Source organism: Salicibibacter cibi (assembly GCF_016495865.1).
Classification (GTDB): Bacteria; Bacillota; Bacilli; order Bacillales; family Marinococcaceae; genus Salicibibacter; species Salicibibacter cibi.
Map to the genome: position 1 here is coordinate 1,149,943 of NZ_CP054706.1, position 20,315 is coordinate 1,170,257.

Sequence of the window (20,315 nt, forward strand, 5' to 3'; positions counted from 1 at the left end):
GTGCCTACCGAAAGATTGGGCCGATTTTAAACGAGAGCTCTGCTTCGTGGTTATCCCCCGGGAACAAATCTTCGGAGAAACATTCCGACACATGACAGGCGGTTTCGTTCGTACGGGCGAGTCGCCGGAACAGTTTTTGCGAAGCGTCGTTCGACGGGGTGACTGTTGCTTCAAGGTATTTGATTTCTTGGCACGCATTGCGCTCAAGCAATTCATCAAGCATGCGCGAAGCCAATCCTTTTCCGCGTTGTGAGCCGTCTACACCCACTTGCCACACAAATACGGTGTTGTCTTTTTCAGGTAGGATGAACGCAGTAATAAAGCCAACTAGTTCTCCTTCTTCCTTGACGACTACACAAGTTTCGGAAAAGTATTCGCTCATCATTAAATACTTATACGAAGAATTAAGATCCAGACCAAGTTTTTTGGCAAGTTCCCACATTTTGCTTCCGTCTTCTACAGTCGGTTTGTCAAAAGTCAAAGCTTCTTTCTGCAACGTTGGAGTTGCACTCATCCTATCACACCTTTTAAATATTTACGCACCTTGATTTCAATTCCCTTAATGAGGAATATTCAAACCACTTTTTAAAGGGAAAAGTAAGTTGCGTATCGAGACCAATCGGGCCATGCATATTATAATAGCACGCCTGCTAAAAAATTCAACTCGCGATATGTATGATTAAACGCGATTTAAGCACGTAAGAAAGAGTTGGCGTTATTTGCGTAAGGTGTTAGAGGGGATTACTAATGTATATGGCAATACAGTAATACAGAGAAGTGTGTTTATCAATTTTATTCTGACATCCTGGGAGAAGAACTGATATACTTATTTAATATGTACCTATGAAGGTTTCATGGAGCTCATACTCGTTCGTCAAAATGCCATAGTTTTCGTTTTTGGCGATTGAGTACATACAATAGATGAGAGAATTTCCCGATAGGAGGAGAAAATTGCAAATTTTTTTCGAGGTCGTTCTTCCGGTTGTGCTCGTATTCGCACTCGGATTTTTAATTCAGAAATGGAAATATGTAGACATCAAGCCTATATCGACAGTAGCTATTTTCGTCATGACGCCTTGCTTGGTGTTTGATACGATTTATAATGCAACACTCAACATGCAATATGCATATATGTTGATCTTTGCTATGTTGCTTTTATTTATTCTTATCTTTTTAAATAAGCTGGTTTCCTTTTTCTTTAAACTTTCTCCGGAGGCGGAAACTGGAATGATCCTTTCCACCGCTTTTATGAACGCAGGAAATTATGGCGCTCCGATCATTCTTTTTGCTTTTGGGGAAGAGGGATTCGCCTATGCCGTGTCTCTTATGGTAATTCAATCGGTAATTATGAACAGTTTTGGCGTTTATTTTGCTTCCAAGGGCAGAGGGACAATGATGCAAGCGCTAAAGGTCGTCATGACGATGCCGGCGACTTGGGCGTTGGCAGCGGCGTTGCTAGCGCAATTTTTGCCTGCAATACCTACTGCGATTACAGGCGTGACCGAAATTGTCGGTGCTGCCACGATTCCGACTGTTATGATTATACTCGGCATGCAGTTGGCGCAAATTCCTTTACGTGGATTTGAGTGGAAAAAAATTAGTTATAATGCTGTGCTACGTCTTCTGATTTCTCCGGTGATTGCTTTTGGTCTTACGAGAATGCTCCCCATTGAAACACTTCTAGCCAACGTGCTAATTTTAACAGCTGCCATGCCTACGGCAGCTAATATCGTTATGTTTTCGGTGCAATTTAATGCGCAGCCGAGGTTAGTGTCGAGCACTACACTTGTGACTACCTTAATCAGCATTCCGACGATCACTGTTTTGCTAATGATTCTTTAATTTTTACGTAAAAAATGTTTATATCCTGATTATATGGGAATGGAGGAGTATGGGTCCCTGGTGCGATATTTTAAGGGACGATAGTCTAAATAACTGGCATTAAGGAGCGTGATGAATTTGAGTCGAGACGAAACCCGAAATTTAATTAAGGAAGTGGTAGATAAGTTAAAAAAGGAACCGTTTCGCGATGAATTTACGAATAACGAGAATGGAGAAGTATTTGATTCGGCAGCCGAAATTATAAAAACGACGGATAAAATCATAAAAAGTTATATTCGTGTTTCAAGAGACAATGGATCGATTGAAAGAATTCCGGCCTATCGCGTTCAACATAATAACATTAGTGGGTTTTATAAAGGGGGGATACGTTTCAGCTCTGCTGTAAATGAAGAAGAAGTGGAAAATCTTGCGATTTTAATGACGATCAAAAACGCCTTACACGAACTTCCTTTCGGAGGTGCCAAAGGAGGGGTGTTTGTCGATCCGAGAAATTTATCGCTTCGAGAGTTGAACTTGGTCAGCAAAAAATATGTACAACGGTTAAAGCCTGATTTGGGTCCAACAAAGGACATACCCGCTCCGGATTTGGGAACAAATGAAAATGTGATTGACTGGATGGTTGGCGAGTACAAAACGATTACGCCCGGAGAATCTTATGTGAATTCATTTACCGGAAAAAGCGGAGTAAACGGAGGCGTTGCCGGCCGTAGAGAAGCCACGGGCATCGGAACTTTTTTAAGTTATTATTATTTGAGGGACCAATGGTTTAAACATGCGGAGACGTCGAAGGTGACGAGACCGAAGAGTTGGAAAAATCTTGAAAAATTAATCCGTAGCGATCAACCGACGAAAGTGGCGGTTCAAGGGTTTGGAAATGTTGGAAGCATTGCGGCACATGAAGCAGTGAAGTGTAAAGACGAACATATAGTGACTGCCGTATCGGATGAAGATGTCACGCTTCATAACGAAAAAGGTTTGGACATAGAAAGGCTGTTGGTATATAGTGAGCAGCACCGGCGGTTGCCGCGTTCAGAAGGAGAATTAAAAGCAGCGAATGTTCAAGCGGACATCGATTCCCCGTCGGCCGTGTTGACGAGCGAATGCGATTTGCTCATATTGGCTGCTGTCGAAAGCCAAATTACGGAAGAAAATATGAAAGACGTGTCGGCGAAAGTTCTTTTGGAAGGGGCAAATGCGCCCATTACCAAGACTGCCGATGAGTATTTTGAAAACAATGGAATTGTTGTCATCCCAGATATTTTGGCTAATGCAGGCGGTGTACATGTCTCTTATCTGGAGTGGATGCAGTCAAATATTCCCAAGCCGTATACGAAAGAAGAAGTTATTGCGGAATTGACCGATAAAATGACAGACGTATCCCACCGGGTTTATGACCATTATTTCTACTCCGAGAACCATGAAACGACAAGAATGTTATGCTATAAACTTGCCCTTATGAGATTGATTACGCTTTTATATAGGCATGGGAAACTTTATTAAATCGTCAATTTTTTAAGGTGCGCCGGTATGGATCGCCACCTCAAAGATCTTTATAAAATAAAAACTAGATTAGAGGTGTTTTGGGCGGGTATAAAACCCGCCCAAACTGTTGTATAAACTTTATGGTACGAGGTGATTGTACATGAACACAACTGAGGAGCCTTATTGGTACGGGGAAGCTGCTCAAAACATCGCACCACTTGGTATGGTTATGGCTGTATTTTTGCTTGTATACACGATATGGTTTGGATTTGCTTGGGGTGCCATTGGTTGGTTCCTTTTCGTATTAAGTTTGCTATTATCATCATTCTTATTTGTGAAAAGTATTCAGAATATAAAGCATTCCAAGTTGTTAAAGAATAACGTAACCGGTGTATGCATTTTTTTCCACAAGCGAAAATAATGAGTAGAAAAATGGATTATTTTGTTGCGCCATTGCCAATCGCATTTGCATTAATTGCCATCGTTTTCGCTATAAGTTATGACGCACATTGGGCTTCTGCTTATGCCTATAGCAGGTATTGGAGGAGCACTTGCTACCTCAATATATGGAATACATGCTCTGCGCACTTATAAAGCTATGGCGCTGAAAAATGGAGTGGATTACTAAACATAGACTCTTCACCAAAATCTACGGTTGATAAACTAATGCGAGGTGGCTTAATTACCCGATCACGGGGACAGTTGGAAAAAGTTCAGGCGTCAACGCTTCTGCCTTCCTAACGGACAATTTACCGCATCATGACGACCGAAAAAGCGGTCGGTTTTCGTATTCGGTCGCCATAATCGTTTTATGACGACCGTAATGGGCCTGAATCGAAAGCGTTCGGGCGTCATAGCCGCTTCATGATGACCGAAAAGGCTTGTATCGAAAGCATTCCGTCGGCATGGCTGCCTCATGACGACCGAACGAGCGATTGGTTTTCTTGTTCGGTCACCATGAACCGTTTCATGGTGACCGGGGATTCCTGCTTCACAAGAAGACATTCGGTCATTGACGATAGCCTTTGATACCTTAACTCGGGCTGTGGCAGTTTAATCCAATCGATCACTAACCCCAGTTTGAAGCCCTAATCTGGTCGTCTCGGTGTGATCGCTTATTTCCGACAGGCTGCACTAGGGGCAATTATGATTTGTAGTGGCCGCTACGGAAAAACCCTACGCTTTCCGTGGGCCCAAAGCTCAGCCTCCTCGAAAAAAGACGTTCGCTTTTTCCTGCGGGGTCTTCCCACTGCGCTTTCCCACAGGAGTCTCCGTGTTTTTCCTCCGCTAGCTAGTGTCATCACCGTAATTATTCACGGATATCAACGATAGATTTTGTTGAAGAGTCTTCATCAATAGTACCCTTACTACGAAGGAGCTCTTGAAAAGAGATAGCCCTTGCTGTTCATTCTGGACATGTATTGAAAAAGATTGAATTTGAACTATATTCACTGCATAATAAAAAGAATATATAGTGGAGGATAAATATATGGATCTGCCTTATTTCTTCATGGTCTTGTTAACTATTATCGTCATATGCGTGACTTTCCTGCTTAGACATCAGCGTACTATAAATGCAAAGATTGGTTTTATATGCTGGATATCATTAAGTGTATATTTCATTATCGACTACATCGTTATTCAAACGACCACTGTGCCGTACAATTTTCTTGGGCAACCCATGAGTGATCTCGGTGTAACCACATGTGGAAACAATACATATGAACTTTCCTCTTTATTCTCTTCAGATATCTGTTCACCCTATCATTTACTGATGAATTGGACGTTTACATTGACAGGCCTTGTTATTTTTGTTGGAACAATTTTCTTACATCAATTTTGGCCGGATAATCGAAAAACCAGAATGGCTGCCATATTTCTTGTCATTTTTGGCCTCAGTTATACAATGGCTGGTATCTTCCCTGCTGATGTAAATTTTCTTGGGCACACCCTTCCTTCCATTCCGGGAATGATTGTTCAAATCCCGGCTTTAATCTTGATTGGCTTGTCCATTCGCAAAGAAATGCCAAGGTTATCGATTTGGACATTCATTTGTACGTTGATCACCACAAGTGCCCTAATACTTATGTCTTTACAGCCATTTGTCGACATCTTCGGTTTTCTGCAACGCATACTTTATGGATCTGTTTATTTATGGATGGTTATTACAGCGATTGCTCTTTGGCCTCTGTATCATAAGGTGCATCAGATGTGAGCTAATTGCGCTGTGTCAAAACCGTTGCCGCACAAGGGATGCGAGTGACGTGAAAAAATATTTTCTCCCAAAATCAAACGGAATTAAAGGCTTGGCGAAGGTCAAAAGCACGGATCCTGATACATCGACCCCAAATCATAAAAAAACAGGTGAAACCGCTCCACTAGTGGGTTAGAATAGTTATAGACAAAAAACCAACTATTACCCTGGAGGGTCACCTGTTATGGCTATTATACCACAAATGAGCTTATTTTCATGGGAAGATCTTGCGGATCTTGGAGATTTGGAACGCTTACGTTTGGTGCTCGATTATTTACCGGATGAAGCGTTGATGCGAACGTTGGAGAAAAAACGATATAAAGGGCGAAATGAATACCCTGTTCGCGCGATGTGGAATACGATGCTTGCAGGGGTTGTCTTTGAGCACACATCGATTGAATCATTGCGTCGGGAATTGAGCCGCAATGGACAGCTACGCGAATTGTGTGGCCTCACCGTGATCGTGCCCCCTGCTTATGTATATACGCGCTTTTTAAAAAAGCTGCGGGCGCACGAATCAAAGGTTGAAGCGATTTTTGAAACGATGGTGGAACAATTGAGCGAGCTCCTCCCTGATTTCGGGAAGGCCCTTGCGATCGATGGTAAGGCAGTAGACTCTTTTGCGAAGGGAAAACATAAGGATGAGGATCCTGACGGACGCCGTGATACCGATGCCGATTATGGGAAGAAAGAATATAAGGGGAAACACAAAGACGGGACGATCTGGAACAAAGTGATCAAATGGTTCGGCTATAAAATCCACCTGATCGTCGACGCGGCCTATGAATTGCCTGTGGCTTATTCAGTTACGAAAGCATCGGTGCCCGATATTAACGCCGGTCATGATATGATCAATGAGCTTGAAAAAGAACGCCCTTGGCTTTTGGGACAAGCAGAAACACTCGCCGGTGATCGCGGTTACGATGACACCAAAATGCTTGAGCGGCTGTGGGATGACCATCAAACCAAGCCTGTCATTGATATCCGGGACATGTGGAAAGATGGCGAGGACACGCGCCAACTGATGGACATTGAAAATGTCACGCATGACTATAAAGGCACCGTGTACTGTCACTGCCCGATGACCGGGAAAGAGCGCGAAATGGCGAATGGGGGCTTTGAGAAAGATCGAGCCACCCTCAAAAAGCGTTGTCCGGCCAAACAATATGGCATCACCTGTGAAGGACAAGCGGAGTGTCCGATTGCCCAAGGAATTCGGATTCCGCTCAAGGAGGACCGCCGGATCTTCACGCCGATCGATCGAGCCAGTTACACATGGGCGAAGGCATACGCGAAACGAACGGCCGTGGAACGTGTGAACAGCCGGCTTGACGTCTCCTTTGGCTTCGAACAGCATACCACACGCGGGCAAAAGAAGATGAAAATGAAAACTGGGTTGGCTCTGTGCACGATGTTGGCGATGGCTTTAGGCCATATCCAAGAAGGCCGCCCGGAAAAAATGCGAAGCTTGGTTTCCTGAAAGCATCCACATGTGGGAAACCGAATTTTAAAACAGTTTTTGTGGATAACAGGGTACGTGTGTCTTTTTTGAGGTATAAAAACGAATGATATTCGAATAGTAGCGATTTTGGTTCGTGGAAGGAAATTTTAAGGCGTTTTCAACAAAAAACCAGGAGTGAACCTGGTCCCGTTTTTACGCCTAAAGCGCAAAAATCGTTACAACGCAAAAAGCTCGATGTAAAATGGTTTTGACTTTTAATACCAACCCATTTATAATACGAGATGTATGTTAAATCGTTTTGAGGAGGATTATTAAAAAATGTTTTTAATCAGACTTCGTTTTCCAATTTTGAACAAGTAATTTCATACGTTCAAAGGCTCTGCTTGTGTAGCAGGGTAAACGGGAAAAGTCTGCCCTTTTTTAATAATCTTCATTTCGCATAGAAATATATCATATGTGGAGAAGAAAGGTGGCTAGCCCAACCTTTCTTTATTTATGTTTACTTCTCCTAAATAGGGACTGCTGAATAGGGACTGCTGAATAACGGAAAAAGACTGGCACATAAGCATTTTCCGTTGGTGTTGTTAAAGCTGGATGCAAGGAAATCCATCCTATAAACAAAAAAACCCTTGCACTTCTGGCAACGTACGGAGGGACGGTGCTGCAATGGCGAAACTCCAGCGGAAAAACGGACGCGTCAAGCCCCCGCAGCGCCGGTTTTGCGCGAGGAGGCTTGACCGTTCGTCCGCGGAAAGCGAAGCCATGGAAGCGGCATCCCGGCTTCAGCTGATAGCCGCAAGTTGTTCAGCAATCCCTAAATATAGGGGATGTGGCTTTGGTGTAGACTGCTATAGCTTTAATTAAAGATCGGTCATCCGCTTACTCTGAATCACAGGCAGAAGCCTGTGGTTTTTTTATTGAAGGGATGATCATATGACGAAAAAAATTCATAAATACAATGACAAAAAGTTGAGTCGTGGCGAACCTCCCAATTTTTCAGGACAACATTTCATGCATAACAAGAAATTGCTTCATGACATAGTTCAACGAGCAAATGTAAATAAGAGGGACACAGTTTTAGAATTAGGCGCAGGAAAAGGCGCTTTGACCACAATTCTGGCTCAAAGTGCCGGAAAGGTGCTTGCGGTAGAGTTCGATGGTAAATTAGTTGATACGCTTGAATGGAAGACAGCACCTAACACCACAGTTATTCATCAGGACATGATGGAGATTCGTTTGCCAGAAGAAAAGTTTGTTGTTGTCTCGAATATTCCTTACTCGATTACTACACCAATTATGAAGATGCTTTTAGACAATCCTTCAAGTGGTCTGCAAAAAGGTATCATCATAATGGAAAAAGGAGCAGCCAAGCGCTTTACTGCAAAGCCAGTCAAAAATTCATATGTGCTGGCTTGGAGAATGTGGTTTGATATCCGTTATGTCAAAGGCATATCCAGAAACAACTTTTCTCCACCACCAAAAGTGGATTCTGCTTTGGTCCTCATAACAAGAAGGAAAGAGCCAATCGTGCAGGCTAAGGATTATGCAGCTTTCCTGGGATTAGCACAATATGCTTTCAAACAACCCGGGGCTACAATTGGAAATGCTTTGAAAGGGGTATTTACTCCTCCACAGTTAAAACATTTAAGAAAAGAATTAGATGTTACGAACGAAATACCCATTGGTTCCCTAACAGATATTCAATGGGGGATTGTTTTCAATACGATGACTCAGTACGTTCAACAGCCATTGTGGCCAAGAGCTAAAAGGAATAAGTGAGGTATCTTTCTTGACCAAAAGCCTAAGAATAAAAAGAGCAGAACTTATCAGTAAATGTCAGTTTGTATTTAAATGTCCTTATTGTGACGTCGCTATGGAAGTCACAACAGACTTAAAAAGCATCGTCTGTTCCAATAACCACTCGTTTGATTTCGCAAAGCAAGGCTATGTTAATTTGTTGAGGTGCTCACCTAAAGCTAACTATGGGAAAGAACTGTTTGAAGCAAGGCGGACGATGATTGCTGAAAGTGACTTGTTTCATCCCCTTCACGAATTCATTAGAGATATTATAAAAGGGGCTATAGAACAGTTACAACGGGATGTTTCTATACTTGATGTTGGTTGTGGAGAAGGGTCTCATCTACACAAGACGATCCATGGAACGAAAAATTCAGGAGTTAGCCATGGATTTGGTCTGGATATTTCCAAAGAAGCCATTAAGATGGCCTCAAGATACTATGAGAATCATATTTGGCTCGTAGGTGACTTGGCTAATCCTCCTTTCCATGATCAAACGTTCAATATCATTTTGAATATCTTATCTCCTTCGAATTATAAAGCCATTAAAAAGATTTTAGTGAAGGAAGGGTTAGCAGTGAAAGTTGTTCCCCGTACCAACTATCTCAAGGAACTAAGAGAATTTTTTGCAGAAAGCGAGGAGCATGATTATAAAAATAACGAGACCGTATCTCTTTTTAAAGAGCATTTCCATTCAGTAAAAACTTTTCCCTTAAGCTATAAAAAATCACTCCACCCATCAGAAATCCAATCGCTGGTTCAGATGACCCCTCTTGCTTGGACATTTGATCAAGAAAAAATCGGGAAATTTATGAGTAAAGAATCCGTAAATATAACCGTCGATCTAGACATTCTAATTGGAAAAAACATTTGAAATCGGAGGATGGCCTCATGAAAAAACAGGGGATAAAAAAACTTGCTAAAGATAAAGGATTAGACGTAGTTGAAGAGACGATAAAAATCAACGAATCAGGGGTTGATTTTCAAGTGGCTCATGTTGAAGACGAAGATGGAGTGAAATGGATTTTGCGCATTCCCCGTAGACCGGATTCTATGGCGAAAGCGAAGCAAGAGAACCAAGTGTTGGATGTAGTGAATCGCAAGACGCATATTCAAGTTCCGGAATGGTATATTTTCACAAATGAGCTTATTGCATATAAGCAGCTAGATGGCATGCCTGCCAGTACAATTGATCCTGAAATCCAAAATTATGTGTGGAGATTTGATATCAAAAATAGCCCGGATTCTTACCATCATTCATTGGGCCGTGCGTTGGCTGATCTTCATCAAGTCCCTGTCAGCCATGTGAAAAGTTCCGGAATTACAATAGATAATGCTCCTGAAACAAAAGAAGCAATGAAAGCTAGCATGCAATATGTCAAAAATGTCTTTGGTGTTCATCAGGATCTTTGGGATCGTTGGCAAGCATGGCTATCTAATGATGGCTTTTGGCCGAATCATACGGGATTAATCCATGGTGATGTGCACCCGGGACATATTCTCATCAATCAAGAATGTGAAGTGACGGGGTTGATTGGACAGAAGTGGCTGTAACAGATATATCACGTGATTTCACTTCCCACTATTTACTCTTTGGGGAGACCGGATTAGAGAAATTATTAGCTGCCTACGAGAATGCGGGCGGTAAAACCTGGTCACACATGAAAGAACACATTATTGAATTACAAGCCACACATGCTATTGATGTTGCTAAATTCGCGCAGTCATCCGGATTAAAAGAGATGGAAGACATGGCCAAACAAATGCTTGGGATAAATGATATCTAATAAAACCGAGTAGATTGCTATTCAGTGTTGGATCTGTGGCATTTTCTGAATCCGCTTAGGGGGAGTTCATTTGAGCTCCCCTTGACATTTTCACGCTTCATCACATATAGTAAAAAATGAATAAAATATTGAACGTACAAGGGGAAGTTTTAATGTATCTGGCGGTTCTTAACTAATCCATCAATAGGATAACTTGAAATGCAATTTTCACGTGTCAATTTGACGCTTATTTTGTTGTGTGCATTTCAAGCAGTTAAGAACACGTTTACGATATTTTGAGTCCCGCCACAGGTGTGCCTGGAGTATTTCTATGCATGCCGTAGCATGACCGCTGTGAACGATTGTTCATGGCGGTCTTTTTTGGGTTGCCTTAACAATCGTTCCGGCGCCGAATCCCTTTTTGTACACGAGGAGGAAAGTGTCATGAATGAACAAACATTAGAAGCGATTGGATTTAATACGGTTATCCAAGAAATTGCGGAATACGCCCGAACTGAACGTGCGAAAGCAACAATTGTAAGCACAAAGCCGACGATGAATGAGAAACGCATTCAGCAATCGATGCAAGAAATCGAAGAAGCGATTCGAATCCTTGAAATTAGCAGCAGTGTACCGATCCACACCGTCGATGACATTGAGAGAATGATTACGCAGGCGAAAAAAGGACTGTTCATCCGTGCGGATCAGTTTACACGTGTACTTTCATTTCTTGATCATTGCAGTAAGTTGAAACGATTTATGAAGGATAAAGAATATGCCGCACCAACGGTCAGTTCGTATGCTTTTTCAATTGATGACGTCACGGCGCTCGAAGAACAAATCTCCGTTGCGATCCGGCATGGTCATGTTGATGATTATGCTTCGAAAGATTTAAGTTATTTACGTCGACAGCTATACGCCCTTTCAGATCGCCTAAAAGCGCGAGTTCAACAGCTTGCAAGAGGCAACAAGTACACTTCTTATCTTCAAGATACAACCGTTTCTGAAAGGAGTGGACGTTATGTGTTGCCGATCAAGAAGGAATATCGCTCGAAAGTACAAGGTACGGTTCTGGATACGTCCGCTTCCGGTTCAACGGTTTTTATTGAGCCCGCCGAGCTTGGTGACATCCAGGAAGAGATCAATCTCTACAAAGTCGCAGAAGAATCAGAAGTAGAACGCATTTTATTTGAGTTAACGGAGGTCTTGCCTTCATATGAACACACGATTCATACCGCGATGGAAGTAATGCATAGCTACGATGTCATTTTTTCTAAAGCAAAGTATTGTCGTGAGATTGAAGCGACAAGACCTGTTCTCTCTAATGATAAGACGATGGATTTAATGAATGCGCGACACCCGGCGTTATCTAAAAGTGCAGTTCCGCTTTCGGTATCGTTTGGCGAGCGTGAGCGGGCACTCGTCATTACGGGACCGAATACAGGCGGTAAAACAGTGACGTTGAAAACGGTCGGTCTGTTAACGGTGATGGCTCAGGCGGGTCTTTTAATTCCGGCGGATGCTGGAAGTAGAACAGGAATCTTCCAGAACGTCTTTGTTGATATTGGTGATAGGCAGAGTATTGAGGATAATTTAAGTACGTTTAGTTCGAGGCTCGTATCCATTATTCAAATTCTCGAAGAGGCGAATGAGCATTCTCTCGTATTGCTTGACGAACTCGGGTCGGGTACAGATCCTGGTGAAGGGATGGGTCTTGCGATCACGATCTTAAAACAGCTCTATAAAAAGGGGGCGACGTTGTTTGCGACGACGCATTATAGTGAAATGAAGAGCTTTGCGGAGAAAACGGAGGGGTTTATGAACGGTTCAATGGAGTTTGATCTTCATTCACTTAAACCGACCTACCGACTGATATTAGGTGAAAGCGGTAAGAGCCAGGCGTTTGAAATTGCGATTAAGCTCGGCCTTCATCCCGCGCTCGTCGAAGAGGCTCATAACATCACGTATGGCGAGAGTGGTGCTTACAAGGAGCGGTTCTCGGAAAAAGAATTGAAAAAAGAGTCGCTCAAGCGTCAAGTTGCAGTGAACCGTTACGCACACCATAAAAAGAAAAAAGTAGCTGGAGACATTGCAATATTTAACCAAGGGGATAATGTTACGATCCAGGCGTCAAATGAGATGGGAATCGTCTATACAGGTCCCGATGAGCGGGGAAATTACGTTGTGCAAGTAAAAGGGGAGAAAAAGACATTTAATCATAAGCGATTAACGCTTTCAATCCCTGCGTCAGAATTGTATCCGGATGATTATGATTTCGATATTATCTTCAAAAGCAAAACGTATCGAAAAATCAAGAAAGACCAAGCGAGGAAACACGTTGAAGGGATCTGGCTCGAAGATGAAGAATAATAAAAGGAAAACACATTGATAGCCGAAAGAATGCCACGTACGATTAGTCTTTGCCCAACAAGTCGGCTAGCGCGTCCTCAGCTTTTTCAAATTTAAATCGATAGCCCGATTCCAGAGTGCGCGCCGGCATGACTTTTTGTCCGTCGGCAACGAGTACGCTCATTTCTCCGAGGGCTGCCCGCACCGCAAACGCAGGGGCAGGAAGCCAATGGGGGCGCTTCAGGGCATTGGCGATTTTTTTGCCAAAGTCACGCATACGTTCCGGGTTTGGGGCAGTGACGTTATAAACGCCATCTACATTCGTATGCTCCAGTGCATGGGTGATAAAGGCGACCACATCATCGCGGTGGACCCAGGAATACCATTGCTTTCCATTTCCGATCGAACCACCGACACCGAGTTTATAAGGCGCCATCATTTTCGGAAGTGCTCCTTCGCTAGGGTCGAGAATTAAGCCGAACCTCCCGTAAACAGTACGTACTCCAAGTTCTTCCGCGGGCTTTGCTTCTTGTTCCCACCGTTCGCTTACCTCCTGTAAAAAATTTTGATTTGCCGGCGCGCTCTCTTCGGTAAACGCTTCTGTTTCCGAGGTACCGTAATAACCCATGGCCGACGCACTAAAGAAAACATTTGGAGGCCCGTCGGTCAAGTTTTCCATCAAACGAAGGCATTCCCTTGTTGCTTCAATTCTGCTGTTTTTAATGCGTGCTTTATGCTTCTTTGTCCATCTGCTGCTTATGGAAGCACCAGCCAAATTAACGATCGCATCCACGTTTTCCAGTAGTTGTTCCGGTTTGTTCCCCGATAACCATTTGATATACTGCAAGTTGTTTTCGTTCTGTTTGTTTTGTGAATTTCTTGTTAGAATGGAGACAAAGTGGTCATGGGAACGAAGCTTATCCATAAGTGCTTTTCCGACGAGGCCCGTTCCTCCTGTAATCACGACATGCATGGGAATCACTCCTTAACCATGGGGATATTATTGTTCTTTTCCCTGTTTATTCGATAGAAAAACAAGCAGGTGATCATATAAAAATTTCAAGGATTACAACACAAAAAAACGATGCCGAGCGGTACAATTTGTATGTAGTGGATGAGAATAGTGAACGTTTTGCCTGCGGCGTGCATGAAAGTATTCTTGTGCGTTGGGAATTGGCGAAGGACAAAGCGATCACGGCTGCCGAACTGGAGGAAATCATTCAAGATGATGATGTGGAAAAGGCGAAAAAAAAGGCGCTTCATTTTTTGGCAAGGCGTATGCGCACAGAAAGGGAAGTACGCACCAAACTAGAGGATGACGAGGTGCCTATCGATCATATCGAGCCAGTGATTGAAACCATGAAGAACCGCGGGTTTATCAATGATAAGGAGTATGCCCACACGTATGTCCGTACCATGATGAGCACCACGGATAAAGGCCCGGGGAGCATGCGCCGTTATTTGCAAGATAAAGGCGTTAGTGACGCTGCCATTACGGAAGCGCTCGAGCAATACGATGAGCAAATTCAAATCGAGGTTATTTTAAAGGTAATCGCAAAAAAAGATAAAACAACTTCGAAGGATAGCTTGGCCATGAAAAAGAAAAAGTTGACCGAGGCATTGTTGCGTAAGGGTTTTCAACAGGCAACCATTGCCAAAGCATTCGAAGCTCACGATTTCAGCAGGGATGCAAACGATGAATGGCAATCATTACACTTGCAGGCGGAAAAAGCAGCGAATAAACTACAGAGACGATATGAGCCAGGGAAGGTAAAACAGAAACTTAAAGAACAACTCTACAAAAAAGGTTTTTCATTGGCGATGATTGATGAATACCTTGAGACACTAAACGAAGAAAGAAGGTAAACCAAGGTGAATCAACGATACGGGCAAATGACGAAGCAAGAGCTGACTGCAGAGGTTGCACGCTTAAATGAATTGGCGAAAAAGGCTGAACAAAAAGGAATGGTTAGTGAATTTGCGGTTCATGAGCGGAAAAAAGTGATCGCGCAATCGTATTTGTTAAATCCGGATGATTTCAATCCGGGAGAAACGTATACGGTTGGTGAGCCTGATGTTGATGAAAGCAGTTTTGTCATCTCTTATATGAATGGCGTTTTTGCGTGGGGATACAGGGATGGGGAAGCGTCGTTGTCGGCCATTCCGATCGCGCTTTTGACTAAAAAATAAAACGTGAACGATAATAAACATCGTTCACGTTGCGTTCAGTAGCCGTGCTCTTTTTTTCTTTTTGGAATTTCTGGAGGTTTGCAGTTTGTACTCCAACTTTTCCAGATCGTAAATCCAACCGGTGTACGACCCCGTGACCGTCAGATCCCGATTGAGTCGGACGACTGATATAAACGGGTAGTATCCGGCGGATCGATACCGCAAGTCGGTGAAGATCACGTCGTAGCCGAAAGGGCGCTCTTCGATTTCCCATCGGTAGGTGGGGGAAAAAGTTAGAAACGCAGATAAATTTTCGTCTTCAAGGGCTGCCTGGATAATTGGGCCATTCGGGATTGGTTCAAATAAATAGCTTTCCAGATAGCGAATTGTTTTCTTTTTCCAAGTGGCGACATGAAGATAATCTTGCGTACGAATGACGAGGTGAAACTCGGACCATCGGTACGTCGGAGAGATGAAAATATGGCTAGCGTATGGGTGGAGTTGACGGGCATGCCGGATCACCCCGTTACGAACTTTCATTCTCCATACATAGTAAACGGCAAGGATCATGTAGATGGACAAGAACGTGTATCCGGGATCTGCGCCTACCAACCACAAAAGCATGCCTGCGATATGCAAGATGAACATAAACGGATCAAAAATATTGATCGAACCGATGGCAATCCATTTATCTTTTATCGGTGCCAATGCTTTTGTGCCGTAGGCGTTGAAAATATCTACGAACACGTGAATGAAGACGGCAAGAAACGTCCATAACCATAAATGGAATAAACTCGCGGCCGGCAAAAACAAATAGATGACGGCGGAAATAACGATAGACAAGAGGAGAACGGCTGGAATTGAGTGGGTGGCTCCTCGATGGTTCGTAATATAGGATGCATTATTTTTCATTTTTAACACCGTATCGAAATCAGGTGCCAGTGATCCAATGATAGCTCCGATCGCAACAGCTTGCATGGTTGCAGTGTTTTCGGCAATCACCGGGTCCAATGTGGATAGGCCGGCGATGCCGATACCCATAACCACGTGGGAGGCAGTGTCCATACCCGGCATTCTCCTCCTTTTAAAATTTTCTGGTTGATTATATAAATCAGCATAGCAGATATTCTGACTTCAGTAAACGTGCTTTTACCTATATATACCCGAAAGCAAGGAGGTACATACGATGGAAGAACAATCGATTCAAGTATTTATGGAATACAAGATAGTGGAAGGAAAGGAAAGCGTGTACCAAGCATGGATGAAAGAAATGGCGAATGAATTAACCGAGATGGGAGCGGAAAATTTTTGTTGGTTTGAGGCGTTGGAGCAACCCGGGTTATATGTGGAATTGTTTACGGTTCCCTCGGTCGAAATGTACGAGTCCATAAAGAACCTGCGAAGATCCGGAGAACATCCGCGCTTTGGCGAATTGGCAAATTGGGTGCACAAACCTCTCGAGCAAATCAACTGTTGGGCTTTTCGCGATCGCTCAGCGACGATTACAAATGAGAGGAAGCGATTTTAATGACCAGCTATACAGGCCGTTTGGAAACGTTCCCCATGGGGGAATTCTGCCGGCGAATATTAAATTGGTATGAAAATAATAAACGCCCGTTGCCGTGGCGGGAAGATAAGGACCCCTATCGCATCTGGGTGTCAGAAATCATGTTGCAACAAACAAAAGTCGATACCGTTAAACCTTATTTCGAAAATTTTATGAACAAATTTCCGACCCCCGAAGCTTTAGCCGAGGCAGAGGAAGACCAAGTCATGAAAGCGTGGGAAGGATTGGGCTATTATTCGCGCGCCCGAAACCTACAATCAGCCGTTAAAGAAGTGGTTCACGATTATGGCGGTGAAATTCCGAAAAGCCCGGATCATTTTGCATCCCTAAAAGGGGTCGGCCCCTATACAAAAGGGGCTGTGATGAGCATTGCCTATGATCTTGAAGAGCCGGCCGTTGATGGAAATGTTATGCGTGTGCTTGCTCGCGTGTTGTTGATCGGCGACGATATCGGGAAACAACGCACACGTAAACAGGTAGAAGAAGATGTGCGCATGCTTATGGCCGGAACTTCTCCCGCTGATTTTAACCAAGCTTTGATGGAACTGGGAGCGTTAGTTTGCACACCGAAAAATCCTGATTGCGACGCCTGTCCGGTAAAAAATGTTTGCCGCGCTTATCAACGGGGCATGGTCCACCAATTGCCGGTAAAAGCTAAAAAGAAGAAACAACAACGACGGACAATGGCGGCAGCGGTGATAGAAAATGAGAAAGGTGAAATTCTTATTGAACAACGTCCGGACAAAGGGTTGCTTGCCGGGATGTGGCAATTTCCGATGATAGAGGAAGCGCCTGCTTTGCAACAGGAAGCGTTAAGCGATTATTTAAAAGAAGTGTATGATGTGAACGTCAAATTGGCCGCAACGGAGCAAAGGTTTGACCACGTTTTTAGCCATCTTATCTGGGACATTCATGTTTTTCGTGCCACTGCTCATGTTCAGGCAGCAAGCCCCGCCGGGAGCTGGTTAACGAAAACAGAAGCAAGGAAGTTGGCGTTTTCCGTATCCCATCAAAAAATTTGGGAAGAGCAATTGTAGTGCTCTTCCCTTCATTCATCGTTTGTGATTGGAGATGGATCCATGCTGTCCATCTTTTCTTTTGTTTCCGGCGTTCCAAGCTCATAAATGGTTCTGTACACTTGATTAATGCCGTGCTGAAATCGTTCACTATCGTCTGTTGTGAAATGTTCATTAAAATGCCGGAAAGAAAATAAATCCGCAAGTTCCATGTCGTGTTTTTGTACATCCAATAGCAGTTGCTGTAAATCGGTAATTTCCTCTTCAGTCGCTTCTATTTCATATTCAATAAGCTCATGATCATTGATTTTTGATGTTGTGATATCTTCCATGCTTGTTGGATTTAAATTGACATAATACGTACGCTTCGTCATAGATGAACCCCCCTGTAATCCAATGCTTTGATTTGTATTTTCCCGGTGGGACCCTTTTTTCAGGAAGCAAGAATCCTTCTTCCGACTTCTTTATTAACCGGGGAATGTAAAACCCCGCTGATGGAAGTTTCACTTTATCATGTGAACATACGAGGGGGATTATAGGTTGAAAAAAATGCCAGATTTGCATTTCAATTTTCTCGCAGTTGTTCGAGAAAAGACCGCGTTCGTTCAGTACCGTAATCATACAAATAACTGTAAAGCTTTTGCATGTCTTTTCCCATTTGTTCTTTATCGCGATCCGCGGCTTCTTCATTAAAAGGCCGAAGTATTATTTCTTGCGGTTCCACATCTTCCTCATTGATTCTTTTTATTAATTGTTGAAGTTGCTCTTTTTCCCTTTCGGTTACTCTAATTTCATATTGGATTTTATTGTCCTCTGTTTTTACTTCCGAAATCCCGGTCATCGCTTGGTCTAAGGTGACATAGTATTTCTTCCGTTCCATAATTGCAACCTCCTACCATTCTTTATCCATCCTTTTCCCGAGTAGGGATGGATATAATCCTTTTTTTCTGCAGTGATAAGCGCTTGTAAAACTTTCGCTTCAGCCCCGTAATTTCAGAGGTTACGGCGGTTAACACTCCGATTTCGACGCACAGGCGCTTAGCTGGTGTACCTTAAAATCCTCTCCGATGGATGTTTCACTTTAAATTGATGGTACAATGGGTGCGAGAAAGAGAGGGATACACTGTGGAAAATACAAATAAAGTTGCACTTGTTACAGGCTCCAGCCGTGGAATCGGACGAGAAACGGCGATCCGGCTCGCACAAGAGGGATATGACGTTATTATCCATTATGCGCGCAGCAAACAAAGGGCGGAAGAAACTGCTCAAGAGGTAGAAGCGCATGGTTCCAAAGCGTTAGTCGTAAAAGCAAACGTAAGCAAAAAGGAAAAAATCGATGAAATGTTTACGACGATCGAAAAGGAATTCGGAAGATTGGATGTGTTTGTGAATAACGCTGCATCCGGTGTTTTGCGCCCGGCAATGGAACTCGAGGAAAACCATTGGGATTGGACGATGAACATTAATGCAAAGGCTTTGCTATTTTGTGCTCAAAAGGCGGTTCCTCTTATGGAAAAGAATGGAGGCGGGAGGATCGTCAGTCTAACATCCATAGGCTCTATCCGAGTCTTGGAGCATTATTCTGCGATTGGCGTCTCCAAAGCGGCACTCGAATCGTTGACCCGTTATTTAGCGGTTGAATTGGGAGGGAAAAACATACGTGTAAATGCGGTTTCCGGGGGGGTAGTGGACACTGATGCGTTGGCACACTTCCCGAATCGAGATGAATTATTGGAAGAATCCCGTGCGAAAACCCCGGCGGGAAGGCTCGTTGAACGTTCCGACCTCGCGGATGCAGTCATGTTTTTATTATCAGATCGGGCATCTATGATTCGCGGACAAACAATTATCGTAGATGGAGGAATTTCACTTTTTACTTAAAATTTGTGTATATTCTTTTTACCTTCGGGCATGTTAATAAACGTGGAGGTGATTAGAAATGGCAAGACAAAACCAAAACCAAAATCAACAGCGCCAAAACCAACAGCAGAACAATCAGCAAAATCAAAACCAGCAGAACGAGAATCAGCAGAATAACGAGAATCAAAATCAACAAAACAACCAGCAAAACAAACAACAAAACCAACAAAACAACAACAATCAGTAAGCTGCATAAGCGAAATGGGAGCGTCCTTTATCGGATGGCTCCCATTTTCTCTCGTTAGGATGCATCTACTTTAGGGACTGCTGAATAACGGAAAAAGACTGGCACATAAGCATTTTCCGTTGGTGTTGTCGAAGCTGGATGCAAGGAAATCCATCCTATAAACAAAAAACCCTTGCACTTCTGGCAACGTACGGAGGGACGGTGCTGCAATGGCGAGGCTCCAGCGGAAAAACGGACGCGTCAAGACCCCGCAGCGCCGGTTGTGCGTGAGGAAGCTTGACCGTTCGTCCGCGGAAAGCGAAGCCATGGAAGCGGCATCCCGGCTTCAGCTGATAACTGCAAGTTTCAGCAATCCCTACTTTAAACAAGGTCAGTTTAATAAGTGGTCCGATGACTCAAGCCAACGCTAGCAAAGGTTCATTCGGAAAAGCAGTGATCGCGCGATCGTTAAAGAAACTCGCCGCATTTGCTTATTGAATATTGGCATGAGCAGTTTTTACTCCA

21 protein-coding genes and 1 pseudogene are annotated in these 20,315 nt (G+C 43.5%); 17 read left to right on the plus strand and 5 right to left on the minus strand.

All coding sequences use genetic code 11. The features are described from left to right. Positions 1-4: 4 nt before the first annotated feature. A complete protein-coding gene (ectA, locus tag HUG20_RS05785) occupies positions 5-514 on the minus strand; it encodes a diaminobutyrate acetyltransferase (RefSeq protein ID WP_200089103.1) in 510 nt (169 codons plus the stop codon). 437 nt (positions 515-951) lie between these two features. Here ectA and HUG20_RS05790 point away from each other — a divergent pair, with 437 nt between their 5' ends. The 10 genes and pseudogenes from HUG20_RS05790 (at position 952) to HUG20_RS05830 (ending at position 12,973) form a co-directional block, all read left to right on the plus strand. After that, positions 952-1,842, plus strand: a complete 891-nt coding sequence (locus HUG20_RS05790) for an AEC family transporter (RefSeq protein WP_200089105.1) — start codon at positions 952-954, stop codon at positions 1,840-1,842. Positions 1,843-1,953: 111 nt separating this feature from the next. Then, a complete protein-coding gene (locus tag HUG20_RS05795; protein WP_246476553.1) occupies positions 1,954-3,342 on the plus strand; it encodes a Glu/Leu/Phe/Val family dehydrogenase in 1,389 nt (462 codons plus the stop codon). A gap of 142 nt (positions 3,343-3,484) precedes the next feature. Continuing rightward, positions 3,485-3,745 (plus strand): hypothetical protein, encoded by a 261-nt coding sequence (locus tag HUG20_RS05800; protein ID WP_200089110.1) that lies wholly within the window; start codon positions 3,485-3,487, stop codon positions 3,743-3,745. A 1,068-nt stretch (positions 3,746-4,813) separates the two neighbouring features. Beyond that, positions 4,814-5,539: a DUF998 domain-containing protein gene (locus HUG20_RS05805; protein ID WP_200089112.1), complete on the plus strand. Its 726-nt coding sequence runs from the start codon at positions 4,814-4,816 to the stop codon at positions 5,537-5,539. A gap of 223 nt (positions 5,540-5,762) precedes the next feature. Continuing rightward, on the plus strand, positions 5,763-7,058 hold the full coding sequence (locus HUG20_RS05810; RefSeq protein WP_200089114.1) for a transposase: 1,296 nt from the start codon (positions 5,763-5,765) through the stop codon (positions 7,056-7,058). A 640-nt stretch (positions 7,059-7,698) separates the two neighbouring features. Then, a complete protein-coding gene (locus HUG20_RS19405; protein WP_281392520.1) occupies positions 7,699-7,830 on the plus strand; it encodes a hypothetical protein in 132 nt (43 codons plus the stop codon). 143 nt (positions 7,831-7,973) lie between these two features. Beyond that, positions 7,974-8,819 (plus strand): 23S ribosomal RNA methyltransferase Erm, encoded by an 846-nt coding sequence (gene erm, locus HUG20_RS05815; RefSeq protein WP_200089116.1) that lies wholly within the window; start codon positions 7,974-7,976, stop codon positions 8,817-8,819. Between the two features lie 10 nt (positions 8,820-8,829). Next, positions 8,830-9,711, plus strand: coding sequence for a putative RNA methyltransferase (locus HUG20_RS05820; RefSeq protein ID WP_200089118.1), 882 nt, complete (start codon positions 8,830-8,832; stop codon positions 9,709-9,711). Positions 9,712-9,728: 17 nt separating this feature from the next. Beyond that, positions 9,729-10,624 (plus strand): annotated as a pseudogene (locus HUG20_RS05825) (macrolide 2'-phosphotransferase). 423 nt (positions 10,625-11,047) lie between these two features. Next, positions 11,048-12,973, plus strand: a complete 1,926-nt coding sequence (locus HUG20_RS05830; protein ID WP_200089121.1) for an endonuclease MutS2 — start codon at positions 11,048-11,050, stop codon at positions 12,971-12,973. 43 nt (positions 12,974-13,016) lie between these two features. Here the strand turns inward: HUG20_RS05830 and HUG20_RS05835 are convergent, their stop codons facing one another. Continuing rightward, the gene (locus tag HUG20_RS05835) at positions 13,017-13,925 is read right to left on the minus strand and encodes a TIGR01777 family oxidoreductase (protein WP_200089123.1); all 909 of its coding nucleotides are present in this window, start codon (positions 13,923-13,925) and stop codon (positions 13,017-13,019) included. A 137-nt stretch (positions 13,926-14,062) separates the two neighbouring features. On the opposite strand from HUG20_RS05835, the gene HUG20_RS05840 reads away from it, so the two are divergent. Continuing rightward, on the plus strand, positions 14,063-14,818 hold the full coding sequence (locus HUG20_RS05840) for a RecX family transcriptional regulator (protein ID WP_246476667.1): 756 nt from the start codon (positions 14,063-14,065) through the stop codon (positions 14,816-14,818). A 6-nt stretch (positions 14,819-14,824) separates the two neighbouring features. After that, on the plus strand, positions 14,825-15,142 hold the full coding sequence (locus tag HUG20_RS05845) for a YfhH family protein (protein WP_246476554.1): 318 nt from the start codon (positions 14,825-14,827) through the stop codon (positions 15,140-15,142). Positions 15,143-15,166: 24 nt separating this feature from the next. Here HUG20_RS05845 and HUG20_RS05850 read toward each other — a convergent pair whose 3' ends face one another. Next, positions 15,167-16,186, minus strand: a complete 1,020-nt coding sequence (locus HUG20_RS05850) for a metal-dependent hydrolase (RefSeq protein ID WP_200089125.1) — start codon at positions 16,184-16,186, stop codon at positions 15,167-15,169. A gap of 121 nt (positions 16,187-16,307) precedes the next feature. On the opposite strand from HUG20_RS05850, the gene HUG20_RS05855 reads away from it, so the two are divergent. Together HUG20_RS05855 and mutY are read left to right on the plus strand one after the other, a co-directional pair. After that, entirely contained in the window at positions 16,308-16,649 is a 342-nt protein-coding gene (locus tag HUG20_RS05855) for an MFS transporter (RefSeq protein ID WP_200089127.1), read from the plus strand. Beyond that, positions 16,649-17,725, plus strand: coding sequence for an A/G-specific adenine glycosylase (gene mutY / locus HUG20_RS05860; RefSeq protein WP_200089129.1), 1,077 nt, complete (start codon positions 16,649-16,651; stop codon positions 17,723-17,725). Before HUG20_RS05855 ends, mutY begins: the two co-directional genes overlap by 1 nt. 11 nt (positions 17,726-17,736) lie before the next feature. Here mutY and HUG20_RS05865 read toward each other — a convergent pair whose 3' ends face one another. Together HUG20_RS05865 and HUG20_RS05870 are read right to left on the minus strand one after the other, a co-directional pair. Further along, on the minus strand, positions 17,737-18,078 hold the full coding sequence (locus HUG20_RS05865; RefSeq protein ID WP_200089131.1) for a hypothetical protein: 342 nt from the start codon (positions 18,076-18,078) through the stop codon (positions 17,737-17,739). A gap of 191 nt (positions 18,079-18,269) precedes the next feature. Further along, positions 18,270-18,584, minus strand: coding sequence for a hypothetical protein (locus HUG20_RS05870; RefSeq protein WP_200089133.1), 315 nt, complete (start codon positions 18,582-18,584; stop codon positions 18,270-18,272). Between the two features lie 209 nt (positions 18,585-18,793). On the opposite strand from HUG20_RS05870, the gene fabL reads away from it, so the two are divergent. The 3 genes from fabL to HUG20_RS19410 all read left to right on the plus strand — a co-directional run bounded on the left by fabL (position 18,794) and on the right by HUG20_RS19410 (position 20,081). Continuing rightward, complete coding sequence (gene fabL / locus HUG20_RS05875; protein ID WP_200090407.1) at positions 18,794-19,585, plus strand: enoyl-[acyl-carrier-protein] reductase FabL; 792 nt, start codon at positions 18,794-18,796, stop codon at positions 19,583-19,585. Between the two features lie 58 nt (positions 19,586-19,643). Continuing rightward, positions 19,644-19,811 (plus strand): hypothetical protein, encoded by a 168-nt coding sequence (locus HUG20_RS19010; protein ID WP_211200010.1) that lies wholly within the window; start codon positions 19,644-19,646, stop codon positions 19,809-19,811. 138 nt (positions 19,812-19,949) lie between these two features. Beyond that, on the plus strand, positions 19,950-20,081 hold the full coding sequence (locus HUG20_RS19410) for a hypothetical protein (RefSeq protein ID WP_281392521.1): 132 nt from the start codon (positions 19,950-19,952) through the stop codon (positions 20,079-20,081). The last annotated feature ends 234 nt before the right edge of the window (positions 20,082-20,315 follow it).

Excerpts from the sequence above, each read along its gene's own strand:
- ectA (WP_200089103.1), bottom strand. The coding sequence starts at position 514 with ATGAGTGCAACTCCAACGTTGCAGAAAGAAGCTTTGACTTTTGACAAA.
- HUG20_RS05795 (WP_246476553.1), top strand. The coding sequence starts at position 1,954 with ATGAATTTGAGTCGAGACGAAACCCGAAATTTAATTAAGGAAGTGGTA.
- HUG20_RS05800 (WP_200089110.1), top strand. The coding sequence starts at position 3,485 with ATGAACACAACTGAGGAGCCTTATTGGTACGGGGAAGCTGCTCAAAAC.
- HUG20_RS05805 (WP_200089112.1), top strand. The coding sequence starts at position 4,814 with ATGGATCTGCCTTATTTCTTCATGGTCTTGTTAACTATTATCGTCATA.
- HUG20_RS05810 (WP_200089114.1), top strand. The coding sequence starts at position 5,763 with ATGGCTATTATACCACAAATGAGCTTATTTTCATGGGAAGATCTTGCG.
- erm (WP_200089116.1), top strand. The coding sequence starts at position 7,974 with ATGACGAAAAAAATTCATAAATACAATGACAAAAAGTTGAGTCGTGGC.
- HUG20_RS05830 (WP_200089121.1), top strand. The coding sequence starts at position 11,048 with ATGAATGAACAAACATTAGAAGCGATTGGATTTAATACGGTTATCCAA.
- HUG20_RS05835 (WP_200089123.1), bottom strand. The coding sequence starts at position 13,925 with ATGCATGTCGTGATTACAGGAGGAACGGGCCTCGTCGGAAAAGCACTT.
- HUG20_RS05850 (WP_200089125.1), bottom strand. The coding sequence starts at position 16,186 with ATGGACACTGCCTCCCACGTGGTTATGGGTATCGGCATCGCCGGCCTA.
- HUG20_RS05855 (WP_200089127.1), top strand. The coding sequence starts at position 16,308 with ATGGAAGAACAATCGATTCAAGTATTTATGGAATACAAGATAGTGGAA.
- mutY (WP_200089129.1), top strand. The coding sequence starts at position 16,649 with ATGACCAGCTATACAGGCCGTTTGGAAACGTTCCCCATGGGGGAATTC.
- HUG20_RS05865 (WP_200089131.1), bottom strand. The coding sequence starts at position 18,078 with ATGACGAAGCGTACGTATTATGTCAATTTAAATCCAACAAGCATGGAA.
- HUG20_RS05870 (WP_200089133.1), bottom strand. The coding sequence starts at position 18,584 with ATGGAACGGAAGAAATACTATGTCACCTTAGACCAAGCGATGACCGGG.
- fabL (WP_200090407.1), top strand. The coding sequence starts at position 18,794 with ATGGTACAATGGGTGCGAGAAAGAGAGGGATACACTGTGGAAAATACA.
- HUG20_RS19010 (WP_211200010.1), top strand. The coding sequence starts at position 19,644 with ATGGCAAGACAAAACCAAAACCAAAATCAACAGCGCCAAAACCAACAG.
- HUG20_RS19410 (WP_281392521.1), top strand. The coding sequence starts at position 19,950 with ATGCAAGGAAATCCATCCTATAAACAAAAAACCCTTGCACTTCTGGCA.